Origin of the sequence: Micromonospora sp. AMSO12t, from assembly GCF_008806585.1 — a bacterium.
GTDB lineage: Bacteria > Actinomycetota > Actinomycetes > Mycobacteriales > Micromonosporaceae > Micromonospora > Micromonospora reichwaldensis.
On record NZ_WAAS01000234.1, the window covers coordinates 1 to 10,254 of the forward strand.

9 protein-coding genes are annotated in these 10,254 nt (G+C 76.8%); 5 read left to right on the forward strand and 4 right to left on the reverse strand.

Going from position 1 to position 10,254, the window contains the following annotated elements; translation table 11 throughout:
- Positions 1 to 2,007, forward strand: a 2,007-nt coding sequence (locus F6X68_RS25655; protein WP_370518984.1) for an endonuclease/exonuclease/phosphatase family protein, incomplete at its 5' end; no start/stop codon positions are given.
- Between the two features lie 156 nt (positions 2,008 to 2,163).
- Here F6X68_RS25655 and F6X68_RS25660 read toward each other — a convergent pair.
- From F6X68_RS25660 to cofC, 4 genes are read right to left on the reverse strand one after another with little or no spacing between them, the layout of a single operon-like run.
- Positions 2,164 to 3,147 (reverse strand): NUDIX hydrolase, encoded by a 984-nt coding sequence (locus tag F6X68_RS25660; protein WP_151456686.1) that lies wholly within the window; start codon positions 3,145 to 3,147, stop codon positions 2,164 to 2,166.
- 24 nt (positions 3,148 to 3,171) lie between these two features.
- Positions 3,172 to 5,577, reverse strand: a complete 2,406-nt coding sequence (locus F6X68_RS25665) for an RNA degradosome polyphosphate kinase (RefSeq protein ID WP_151456687.1) — start codon at positions 5,575 to 5,577, stop codon at positions 3,172 to 3,174.
- Between the two features lie 53 nt (positions 5,578 to 5,630).
- Complete coding sequence (locus F6X68_RS25670) at positions 5,631 to 5,828, reverse strand: cold-shock protein (RefSeq protein ID WP_192581542.1); 198 nt, start codon at positions 5,826 to 5,828, stop codon at positions 5,631 to 5,633.
- A 21-nt stretch (positions 5,829 to 5,849) separates the two neighbouring features.
- Positions 5,850 to 6,485, reverse strand: coding sequence for a 2-phospho-L-lactate guanylyltransferase (cofC, locus tag F6X68_RS25675; RefSeq protein WP_151456688.1), 636 nt, complete (start codon positions 6,483 to 6,485; stop codon positions 5,850 to 5,852).
- 127 nt (positions 6,486 to 6,612) lie between these two features.
- Between cofC and F6X68_RS25680 the strand changes: the two genes are divergently transcribed.
- The 4 genes from F6X68_RS25680 to F6X68_RS25695 all read left to right on the forward strand — a co-directional run.
- Positions 6,613 to 7,350 (forward strand): 1-acyl-sn-glycerol-3-phosphate acyltransferase, encoded by a 738-nt coding sequence (locus F6X68_RS25680; protein WP_151456689.1) that lies wholly within the window; start codon positions 6,613 to 6,615, stop codon positions 7,348 to 7,350.
- On the forward strand, positions 7,347 to 8,345 hold the full coding sequence (locus F6X68_RS25685; RefSeq protein WP_151456690.1) for an NAD(P)H-dependent glycerol-3-phosphate dehydrogenase: 999 nt from the start codon (positions 7,347 to 7,349) through the stop codon (positions 8,343 to 8,345). The genes F6X68_RS25680 and F6X68_RS25685 overlap by 4 nt, the downstream gene beginning before the upstream one ends.
- A complete protein-coding gene (locus F6X68_RS25690; protein WP_151456691.1) occupies positions 8,342 to 9,463 on the forward strand; it encodes a cystathionine gamma-lyase in 1,122 nt (373 codons plus the stop codon). The genes F6X68_RS25685 and F6X68_RS25690 overlap by 4 nt, the downstream gene beginning before the upstream one ends.
- 28 nt (positions 9,464 to 9,491) lie before the next feature.
- The coding region (locus F6X68_RS25695; RefSeq protein WP_151456692.1) for a putative protein N(5)-glutamine methyltransferase at positions 9,492 to 10,254 on the forward strand (763 nt) is incomplete at its 3' end.

The following is a 10,254-nucleotide window of genomic DNA, read 5'->3' on the forward strand; positions in this document are numbered from 1 at the left end:
CACCCCTTCCGGTCGGCGAAAGGCAGCCCGGTGCGCTACCGCCACCTCACCACCGTCACCCTCGCCCTGGGCGTCGTGCTCCTGGTCGACGTGCTGCGCGTCTTCCTGCCGGCGGTCATCACCATCTTCGGGCAGGCCGCCTCGACCCCCGCCGAACTGCTGGGGGCGTTCGCGTTCGGCTGGTTCCTGCTCGCCCTGGCCGCGCCCGCGCTGATCCGTCGGGTCGGCGCCCGCCCCGTGACACTCGTCGCCGCGGTGCTGCTGGTCGTGGCCCGGCTCGCCGTCAACGGCCAGCCGGGCGGGCGGCTCCAGCTCTGGCTCGCCACGGCCGGGCTGCTCGCCGGGCTGGTCTGGCTCGCTGGTGCCGCCGCCGGCACTGATCGCCCCGTGCCCGGGTTGGCGCTCGGGCTGGCGGTCGGGGCCGTCCTGCACACGGTGCTGGACACGTACCGCTCGGCGTTCTTCGGGGACTGGCCGGCATGGTTGGCGGCCGTCGGGGTCGCGGGGCTCTTCCTGGCGGGGCAGGCGCGGCCCGCGCCGCCGGCCGGGACGGGCGGCGTACGGAGCTGGCTGCTGGCCGGGCCGGCGCTGCTGCTCGCCGGCATGGTGGCGCTCTCCCCGGCGGTCGCCCGGACGGCGACGTCTTACCAGTTCGGTCTGCTGCGGTCGGATCCCGCCGACGAGGTGGGGGTGGCCACCGTGCCGCTGTTCGGCCCCGCCCCGCTCGCCGTGGCGGTCGGCGGGTTCCTGCTCGCCGCGCTGGCCCCGCCCCGCCGGGGCGCCTGGCGGTGGCTCGGGCCGGTGGCCCTGGTCGGCGGGGCCGTCCTCGTCGCCCTCGGACGCGGGGAGTTGCTGCTGCCGGCCGTCCTGCTCACCGCCGTCGGTCTCGGCGCGTGCCTGGCGTCGGCCGGTGCGGCGGACGGGCGGGGCGACGACGGCGCGGACCAAGCCCGCACCCCGGTCCCCGACGGCGCTGGGCAGGACCCGGCGCGGGCGGCCGGTGGCACGGCGGACCCGGCGCGGGCGGCCGGGCGGCGCGGGTACGCCGCCGTCGCCGGGATGCTCGTCTTCGCCGTCGCGGCGGTGGCCTACTACTCCGCCTACGACCTCGGCCACCCCAATGCCGGAGTGCCGGTGGCGGTGGCGGTGCTGGTCGCCGCCGCCGCGCTGGCGAGGCGTCCCACCCCGGGGCCGGCCCGGTCGCCGCTGCCGCCGGTGTGGACGGCCGCCACCGCCGCCGTGGTGACGCTGCTGGCCGCGGTCGCCAGCGACGAGCTGCTCTCCGCCACCAACCGGGACGGGCCGCCGGAGACGGTGCGGGTGGCGGCGTACAACGTCCGGATGGGGTTCGGGATGGACGGCCGCTTCGACCCGGACGCGCTGGCGCGGGCCGTCGCCGGGGCCGACGTCGTGGCACTCAGCGAGGTGGACCGGGGCTGGCTGCTCAACGGCGGCCACGACACGCTCGACCTGCTGGCGGAGCGGCTGGACATGCCGTACGTCTTCGCGCCGGCCGCCGATCCGCTCTGGGGCGACGCCGTGCTGAGCCGGTGGCCGCTGGACGCGGCGCGGACCCGGCCGCTGCCGGCGGTCGGCGCGCCCACCGGTGCGCAGGCCCTCGGCGTCACCGTGAACTTCAGCGCGGGCGTCCGCCTGGCGGTCGTCGCCACCCACCTGCAACCGCCGCCCGGCGAGGACCCGGTGGTCCAGGCCCGCGCGGTCGCCGACTTCGCCGTGCGGTACGCGGCCGGCCGGCCCCTGGTGGTCGCCGGAGACCTGAACACCGAGCCGGGGGACCCGGCGTTCGCCGAGTTCACCCGGGCCGGTCTGGTCGACGCGCTCGCCGCCGCCCGCCCCCTGCGGACCAGCCCGGCGGACGCCCCGCGCCAGCAGATCGACCACGTCTTCGTCACGCCCGACCTGGCCGCCGGCGACGCGGCGGCCCCGCCAGGGACGGCCAGCGACCACCTGCCGGTCGCGGTGACGCTGACCCTGCCACCGGCCTGACCCGCCGCCGAACGGGCCGGCCGGACCGCCGCCCGCCGTCCGCCGTCCGCCGTCCGCCGCCCGCCGTCCGCTGCCCGCCGCCCGACGCCCGACGGGGCGGCCTGACCCGCCGCCCAGCGGGCCGGTCGGGACCGGCCGGCCCCGGTGGCCGCGCGGTCAGAGGCGGTCGCCGGCGAGCAGGCGGTCGCCGGCGAAGGCGAGCAGCCAGCCGCCGCCCTTCGGGGTGGTGAAGTCGCCCGGCCGCCCGCTGAGCCGGGCCAGGGCGCCCGGGATCACCTTGCCCTGGCTGCACACCCCCACCGGCTCGCCGGTGGCCGCCAGCGCGGCCAGGCGGGCGGCGGCGGCCAGCGCGCACTCGTCGGGCTGCTGGCCCGGCCGCGGCTCGTCCAGGTCGCCGTCGATCTCGATCGGCAGGTCGAGCAGCGCCGCCGCCGGGTCGAGGGTCTGTACGCAGCGGCGGGCCGAGGCCGACAGCAGCCGCGCCGGCCGGACCAGCGCTACCAGCGGGGCGAGCGTGTGGGCCTGCGCCCAGCCTTTAGCGTCGAGCGGCCGGCCGGTGTCCGGGCCCGACCAGGTGGCCCGCTTGCCTGCGTGGGCGTGCCGGACCAGCGCCACCGTCCCGGTGACCGTGGGCAGGGCCGCGTACGCGGCCAGCACCTCGGCGTCGTGCGGGTAGCTGACCAGCCGGAGCGCCTCGTCCACGCCGAGCCAGCGCACGTCGTCGACCTCGGTGCCCGGCTGGAAGCCGCCGGTGCCCACCGCCCGCATCGACCAGTAGTCGACCACCTTCGGGCGGCCCTCGCTGCGGTAGCGCACGGTGGGCAGCCGCACCTGCGGCACCGCCCGGACGTCGGTCTCCTCGGCCACCTCCCGCACGGCGGCGCGCAGCGGATGCTCGCCCGGCTCCAGCTTGCCCTTGGGCAGCGACCAGTCGCCGTAGCGGGGCCGGTGCACGAGGCAGACCAGCACCCCACCGCGCGGGGCGGCGTCCGTGCTCCCGGCGGCCGGCCCTTCGACCGGCCCGGGGTCGTCGGCGGGGCGCCACACGACACCACCCGCCGCCCGGATCGGGGGCGCGGCGTCGGGGAACCCGGGCGGCCGGCCCCGGCCGGGGCCGGCCGCGTCCCGCTCATCCAGCATCAGGTCAGCCTATGCGGGTACCGGTCAGCCCGCCGTGCCACCGACGCGACGCAGCAGCAACTCCTGGAGGTGGACCCGCGGTTCCTCGGCCGTGCCGGTACGCCGGCTCCAGGTGCCGTCCGCCGCCAGCTCGAACGCGTCCACGTCGGGGCTCATCGCGGCGGTCAGCACGTGGTCCAGCTCGGCCCGGGCGACGGGGTCGCTCACCCGCACCAGCGCCTCGACCCGGCGGTCCAGGTTGCGGTGCATCAGGTCGGCCGAGCCCATCCAGAACTCGGCGTCGCCGTCGTTGCCGAACCGGAAGATCCGGGAGTGCTCCAGGAACCGGCCCAGGATCGAGCGGACCCGGATGTTCTCCGAGAGGCCGGGCACCCCCGGGCGCAGCGTGCACATGCCCCGGATCACCAGGTCCACGTGGACGCCGGCCCGGGAGGCCCGGTAGAGCGCGTCCGTGATCTTCTCGTCGACCAGCGAGTTCACCTTGATCTGCACGAGCCCGGGCATGCCCAGCCGGACGTGCGCGATCTCCCGCTCGATGCGTTCGATGAGGCCGCTGCGGATGCCCTGCGGCGCCACCAGCAGCCGGCGGTACGCGGTCTGCCGGCTGTAGCCGGTGAGGACGTTGAACAGGTCGGTCAGGTCGGCCCCGATCTCCGGGTCGGCGGTGAGCATGCCGAAGTCCTCGTAGAGCCGGGCGGTCTTCGGGTGGTAGTTGCCGGTGCCGATATGGCAGTAGCGGCGGATCTGGTTGCCCTCCTGGCGTACCACCAGGGCGGTCTTGCAGTGCGTCTTGAGCCCGACCAGGCCGTAGACGACGTGGCAGCCGGCGCGCTCCAGCTTGCGCGCCCAGCCGATGTTGGCCACCTCGTCGAAGCGCGCCTTCAGCTCGACCAGCACCACCACCTGCTTGCCGGCGGCCGCCGCGTCGACGAGCGCGTCCACGATCGGGGAGTCGCCGCTGGTGCGGTAGAGGGTCTGCTTGATGGCCAGCACGTCCGGGTCCGCGGCGGCCTGCTCGATGAAGCGCTGCACGCTGGTGGCGAACGAGTGGTACGGGTGGTGGACCAGGATGTCGCCGTCGCGCAGGGTCGCGAAGACGCTGCGCGGCACCTCGCCCTCGGTGAGGCGGGGGTGGGTGGCCGGCACGAACGGCGGGTCCTTCAGGTCCGGCCGGTCGGCCTCGTCGTAGAGCTGCCAGAGCGCGGAGAGGTCGAGCAGGCCGGGCACCCGCAGCACCTCCTGGTCGTGCATGTCCAGCTCGCGGACGAGCAGCTCCAGCACGTGGTCGGAGACCGAGGCGGCCACCTCCAGCCGCACGGGCGGGCCGAACCGGCGCCGGGCCAGCTCCCGTTCCAGGGCCTGGAGCAGGTCCTCGTCGCGGTCCTCGTCGACCTCCACCTCGGCGTTGCGGGTGACCCGGAACAGGTGGCACTCGACCACCTGCATGCCGGAGAAGAGCTGCCCCAGGTGCACCGAGATCAGGTCCTCCACCGGCAGCATCCGCACGCCCGGCAGGTCGCGGTGCACCCGGACGAAGCGGGGCACGTTGTTCGGCACCTTCACCCGGGCGAAGAACTCCGAGCCGCCGTCCGGGTCGCGGACCGCCACCGCGAGGTTCAGCGACCGCCCGGAGATGTACGGGAAGGGGTGCGCCGGGTCCACCGCCAGCGGGGTCAGCACCGGGAAGATCTGCTCCCGGAAGTACGCGCGCAGCCGTTCCCGCTCGGGGTCGTCCAGGTCGGCCCAGCGCAGGATCCGGATGTCCTCGGCGGCCAGCTTCGGCAGCACCTCGTCCGTGAAGCAGGCCGAGTGCCGGGCCACCAGCGTCGCGGCCTTCCCGGCGACCAGTTCCAGCTGGGTGCGCAGCGGCATCCGGTCCCCGCCGCGTACCGGCAGGCCGGCCTGGAGCCGGCGCTTCAGCCCGGCGACCCGCACCATGTAGAACTCGTCGAGGTTGCTGGCGAAGATGGCCAGGAACTTGGCCCGCTCCAGCAGCGGCGTGCGCGGGTCCTCGGCGAGCGCCAGCACCCGGGCGTTGAAGTCGAGCCAGGAGAGCTCCCGGTTGAGGAAGCGGTCCTCCGGCAGCGGCTCCGCTGCGGGGGGCTCGTCGACGAGGTCGGGCGCCGGCGCCTCGACGGGCGGCGCCGCATCCAGCACCTCCTCCAGCCCGGCGGAGGCGGCCGCACCGCCGGCACCGGCGGCGTCGGCCGAGCCGGTCGCGGCGGACCCTCCGCCCGGGGTCGCGGCGGACCCTCCGCCCGGGGTTGCTGTGGGCGCCTCGCCGTGGGTCGCGGCCGGCGCCGCCTCCGGGGTCGCGGCCGTCGGGTCGGCGTGGAAGCGGCCGTCGGCGCCCCGGGACCGGGTGCCGTTGCGGGGGGCGGCCGGGTCGGTGGACGGTCGGTTGGCGGAGGGCTTGCGAGGGGTGCTCACCTGCCCATAATCACCCGGATGCGGTTAACGCAAAATGAACTTCGACCAGCCGCTCAGGCCATCGTCGGCAATGTCACCCGGACCACCGCGCCGGTGTCGTCGGTCTCGACGCGCAACCGCTGGCCGAGGCGGAGCAGGCGCAGGCCGGAGGCGTCGAACGCCCGGGCCGGGAAGGCCAGCTCGGTGCCGTCGTCGAGGAGCAGCGTCCCGCTGCGGGTCGCCGCGTCGTAGGTGGCCACCGTGCCCTGCATGACCCGCACGCTACACGCCCCTCAGGCCGGGCAGCCGGCGGCGGCCAACGCGGCCGTGCGGGGCCCCAGCCCGAGCCGGGCCGCCGCGGCCAGGTCGGCGGCGGTGTCCACGTCCCGGCGCAGGCTCGGCCAGTCCCCGGTGAGGGCGAGCGCCCCGCTCGCGGCGTGCGCGGCGGCCGAGCCGACCCCGAAGCGGGGATCCAGGGCCACGCCCGGCGGCGCCGCCAGCAGCACGGTGCCCTGGCCAGGGGCGTCGGCCACGTACCCGCGTACGCCCGGGGGCGCGGCCTGGGCCGCCCGCAGCGCCGCCGCCAGTTCGGCCGGGCGCAACGCGGGCAGGTCGGCGGTGAGCCCGGCCACCCAGCCGCCGCCCGCGACCGACGCGCCGTGCCGGAAGGCGGCGTTCAGCCCGGCGCCGGGGGCGTCGGGCAGCGCCCGGGCGCCCGCGCGGCGGGCGGCCTCGGCCACCCGGGCGTCGTCGGTGACGACCAGCACCCCCGCCACCGCCGGGCAGGCCCGCACCGCGGCGACCGTGTCGGCGGCCAGGGCCAGCGCCAGTTCCTCGTGCGGTACGGCCGGCAGCGCCCCCCGCAGCCGGCTCTTCGCGGCGGCCAGGCGCTTCACGGGCACCACCACGGTCCACCTCGGCTGACTCACACCGCCATCCTGCCAGCCGTACGGCGGTACCCTCTCTGGCCGGACCCGGGTCGAGCAGGCATGATTTCCGCTGCGGGCGTCACCGGGTGCGGATCCGGTGCGGGGCGGGGCGGCACGAGGAGGCGCGGTGACACGGCGGAGGCTGGGGTTCTGGCAATGGTTCGCCGTGGTGCTGGTCAAGCCGGTGATGACCGTCTGGACCCGGCGCAGCTGGCACGGCATGGAGCACCTGCGCGGCGACGGCGGCGTGATCATCGTGCCGAACCACATCTCGCACGCCGACCCGCTCGTCGCGGCCCACTTCGTCTACGACTCCGGCCGTTGGCCGCAGTTCCTCGGCAAGGCAAGCGTGTTCCGGGTCCCGGTGATCGGCTGGATCCTGCACCGGTGCCGGCAGATCCCGGTCGAGCGCAACACCGTGGACGCGGTGCGGTCGCTGGACCACCTCGTCGCCGCGCTCGACCAGGGCGGCGCGGTGGTGATCTACCCGGAGGGCACCATCACCCGCGAACCGGAGCTGTGGCCGATGAAGGGCAAGACCGGCGCCGCCCGCCTCGCGCTCGCCACCGGGGCGCCGGTGGTCCCGCTCGTCATGTGGGGCCCGGAGCGCATCTTCGACCCGCGCCGGTCCCGACTGGACCCGCGCCCCCGGATCCCGGTGACCGTGGTCGCCGGACCCCCCGTCGACCTGGGCCGATGGGCCGGGTCGACCCCGACGAAGGCCGTCCTCGAGGAGATGACCGACACCATCATGCTGCGCCTTCGTGACATGCTCACCGAGATCCGGGGCGGCACCCCGCCACCACTGTGGGAACGGACGGCGCGCCCCGCCGTCGATCGGCGGCGGCCGGGGGCGGCGGCGTGAGCGGGCACGTCGCGGTCCTGGGTGCCGGCTCGTGGGGCACCGCGTTCGCCAAGATCCTCGCCGACGCCGGGCGGGACGTCACCGTCTGGGCCCGCCGCCAGGCGGTCGCCGACACGATCCGGGCCGAGCGGCGCAACCCGGAGTACCTGCCGGACGTGCTGCTGCCGTCGCGGGTCACGGCGACGGGCGACGCCGCCGAGGCGATCACCGGGGCCGAGCAGGTGGTGCTGGCCGTACCGTCGCAGACGCTGCGCGGCAATCTGGCCGAGTGGACCGCCCACCTGCATCCGGACGCCACCCTGGTGTCGCTGATGAAGGGCATCGAGCTCGGCACCACCAGGCGGATGAGCGAGGTGATCGTGGAGACCGCCGGGGTGGCGGCGGACCGGGTGGTGGTGGTCTCCGGCCCCAACCTGGCCCCGGAGATCGCCGCCGAGCAGCCCGCCGCCACCGTGGTCGCCTGCACCGACGCCGACCGGGCCACGCAGGTGCAGCGCTCCATCACCACGCCCTACTTCCGCCCGTACACCAACGACGACGTGATCGGCTGCGAGCTGGGCGGCGCGGTGAAGAACGTGATCGCCCTGGCGTACGGCATCGCCGTGGCGATGGGGTTCGGCGACAACACCCGGGCCATGCTCGTCACCCGGGGACTGGCCGAGACGGCCCGGCTCGGGGTGGCCCTGGGCGCCGACCCGCTCACCTTCGCCGGCCTGGCGGGGATGGGCGACCTCGTCGCCTCCTGCTCGTCGCCGCTGGCCCGCAACCGCACCTTCGGCGAGCACCTGGGCCGGGGCGCGACCCTGGAGGAGGCACGCGTCGCCACCCGGCAGACCGCCGAGGGCGTCAAGAGCGCGCTGGCCTTGCGCGACCTGGCCCGGGCGCACGCGGTGGAGATGCCGATCACCGAGCAGGTCGAGCTGGTCTGCCACGAGGGCATGGACCCTCGGCTCGCCGTCGAGGCGCTGATGAGCCGCACCACCAAGCCGGAGTGAGCGACGTGACCGAGGACCACGACGGCACCCGCTGCGTCCGCGCCGGCCTGCCCGAGCCGGCTCCCGGCCAGCCGTTCCTGCCCGGGCCGGTGTTCGCCGCGCCGTACCACCTGGACCCGTGGGCGGGGCCGGCGGCGGCGCCCGACGGCTACGGCCGGCCGGACAACCCCACCCGGCGGCTGCTGGAGGCGGCGGTCGGGGAACTGGAGGGGGGCGACTGCCGGGTCTTCGCCAGCGGGCAGGCCGCGATCACCGGGCTGCTGCTGACGTTGCTGCGGCCGGGGGACACCGTGGTGCTCCCGTCGGACGGCTACTTCGCCGTCCGGGCCTTCGCCGCCGACACGCTGGAGGGCATCGGCGTACGGGTGCTCCTCGCCCCGACCGCCGGCCCGCACCCGGCCTTCGACGGCGTACGCCTGGTGCTGCTGGAGACCCCGGCCAACCCCGGCCTGGACGTCGCCGACGTGGCGGCGCTGGCCGCCCGGGCGCACGCCGCCGGTGCCCTGGTGGCGGTCGACAACACCACGGCGACGCCGCTCGGGCAGCGCCCGCTCGACCTGGGCGCCGACGTCGTGGTGGCCTCCGGGACGAAGGCCCTGACCGGGCACTCCGACCTGCTGCTCGGCTACGTCGCGACCCGCTCGCCCGAGCTGCGGGACGCGGTCACCGCCTGGCGGAACGTCACCGGGGCCGTGCCGGGCGCGTTCGACGCCTGGCTCGCGCACCGGTCGCTGGCCACCCTCGACCTGCGGCTGGCCCGGCAGACCGCGAACGCGCAGGCCCTCGCCGGGCTGCTCGCGGGGCGCGACGACGTGACCGGGCTGCGCTGGCCGGGGCTGCCCGGCGACCCGGCCCACCCGGTGGCGTCGGTCCAGATGCGACGGATCCCCGGGGTGCTCTGCTTCGACCTCGGCGACGCCGGGCGGGTGGCGCGGTTCCTCGACGCGGCCCGGCTGGTGGCCGCGGCCACCTCCTTCGGCGGCCTGCACACCACCGCCGACCGGCGGGCCCAGTGGGGCGACGACACCCCGCCCGGCTTCGTCCGGCTCTCCTGCGGGGTCGAGGACGCCGTCGACCTGGTCGCCGACGTGACCGCCGCACTGGACGCCAGCCGCTGAGCACCGGACACCGGCCCGGAGGTGCCCCGTGACCGTCTTTTCCTTCCGCCCCGACCGGCCCGCCCTCGTGCACCGGCTGCGCGCCGCCGGCTGCGTCTACGCCGAGGACGAGGCGGAGTTGCTGATCGCCGCCGCCGACTCGGCCGAGGCGCTGGCCGGCCTGGTCGACCGCCGGGTCGCCGGGCTGCCGCTGGAGTACGTGCTCGGCTGGGCCGAGTTCTGCGGCGAGCGGATCGCCGTCGACCCCGGCGTGTTCGTGCCGCGTGCGCGTACCGCCCTGCTGGTCGACGTCGCCGTCGCGGTGACCGGCCCGGCGGCGGCCGTGGTGGACCTGTGCTGCGGCTCCGGCGCCACCACGGTGGCGCTGGCCCGCCGGCTCGCGCCGCGCTGGCTGGCCGCCGCCGACGTGGACCCCGCCGCCGTGGCCTGCGCCCGGCGCAACCTGGCCCCGCTGGCCGTGCCGGTCTTCGAGGGCGACCTGTACGACCCGCTGCCGGTGCGCTGGCGGGGCCGGCTGGACCTGGTGCTGGCCAACGCCCCCTACGTGCCGACGGCGGCGGTGGCGCTGATGCCGCCGGAGGCCCGGCTGCACGAGGCGCCGGTGGCCCTCGACGGCGGGCCGGACGGCCTGGCGGTGCTGCGCCGCGTCGCCGAGGGCGCGGCGCGCTGGCTGGCCCCGGGCGGGCACCTGGTGGTCGAGGCGGGGGAGGGGCAGGTGGAGGCGCTCCGCGCGGCGCTGACCGCCGTGGGCCTGCACCCCACGGTGACCCGGGACGACGACCGGGACGCCA

What these genes read in the sequence shown, in the direction of transcription:
- F6X68_RS25660 (WP_151456686.1), bottom strand. Translation starts at nt 3,147, where the DNA reads ATGCTGGATGAGCGGGACGCGGCCGGCCCCGGCCGGGGCCGGCCGCCC.
- F6X68_RS25670 (WP_192581542.1), bottom strand. Translation starts at nt 5,828, where the DNA reads ATGCAGGGCACGGTGGCCACCTACGACGCGGCGACCCGCAGCGGGACG.